Source organism: Priestia sp. P5_B4 (genome assembly GCF_056400385.1).
The window spans coordinates 1-1,160 of record NZ_JBFULJ010001071.1 but is presented as its reverse complement, the minus strand read 5'-3'; the positions used below and the strand labels follow the sequence as shown (position 1 = coordinate 1,160).

The window sequence follows — 1,160 nt, the reverse complement described above, 5'->3', positions numbered from 1 at the left end:
GTTGGTGTACCTGTGATGCCTAAGTTATTGGCTGTCTTCATATCTTGATCAAACGCATCTTTTCCTTTTCCATCTTTAAAAGCACTCGCTACTTTTTTCGCATCGGCATCGCTAGATACTTCTTTCAGCGTATCTTCTAAGTAAGATTCCGTTAAGACATCTTTCTTTTCATCCGCTGCGTTTTGCTTTTTATAAAGAAGTTCATGGAATTTCCAAAATGTATCGTTCCCAAGCTCTTTATATACCGTCTCGGCAAACTCTGCTGCACGAGATGAGTCATTGTTGATAAACGCATAGTTCATAAAGTAGAATTTGACTTTGCCTGTATCTACATAATCTTTTTGAATCAGCGGGAAAAAGGATTCCGTGAAGTTTTTACAAGCCGGACATTTGTAATCTCCAAACTCTACCACTTCTACCGGAGCTGACTCTTTTCCAAGATACGGCTGATTATCATATGTAAGAGCGGCCTTTTCATCTCCTCCGCCCTTTGAGATATTAGAAAGGACGATTAACCCTAAAATACAGACCGCAATAATTCCAATCACCCAAAAAATCCACTTGCTCGAGGACGTTTGCTGATTGGGCGTTACTTTTTTCTTTTTCTTTGCTTTTGACACAATCTCATCTCCTTCTTTTCTTTCTCCCTTACAAATACAAACTTACAAAGCTGTTAGAGCGGTAAAAATTAGCGCACACAAAATAAAAAACACGTATAGCGACGTCAGCGTTAAAATAACAGGAGGCTGCATCGGCATTTTTGTTTCCGGATTTAAAATATATTGAATGCGATAATTAACCGACGTATCAGCAAACGATACGTGCGCACACGAAAGACTTGTCTGTCCCGTTTTAACCATTTTTAAAAGGGCGCTGCCGATGTGAGCAGACGTGCCATTTTTCACAATGGCATCTTGATCAGCCAGCACTTCACGCATGACTTTGAAACGTTTATGGCTCCATTTAATAAACGGAATATACCATAATGCAGAAGCAAGCGTGCTTAGTAAAAATGTTTTGAGCGGATCTTTATTTGCAACATGTGACTGTTCGTGGTAAATAACCGCTTCTAGTTCATTTTCATCAAGCACCGAGAGCAACCCTGTAGACAGAACGATGTGCGGTGTAAACAATCCCGCACATCGTTCTGTCTACAGGGT

2 protein-coding genes are annotated in these 1,160 nt (G+C 40.3%); both read right to left on the bottom strand.

Annotation, left to right across the window (positions count from 1 at the left end; all coding sequences use genetic code 11):
- The coding region (locus AC1DRF_RS28875) for a DsbA family protein (protein WP_477742422.1) at window positions 1-620 on the bottom strand (620 nt) is incomplete at its 3' end.
- 42 nt (window positions 621-662) lie between these two features.
- Window positions 663-1,133 carry a M56 family metallopeptidase gene (locus AC1DRF_RS28870; protein ID WP_477742421.1) on the bottom strand — a complete coding sequence of 157 codons (471 nt, stop codon included), beginning with the start codon at window positions 1,131-1,133 and terminating at the stop codon, window positions 663-665.
- Window positions 1,134-1,160 lie beyond the last annotated feature (27 nt).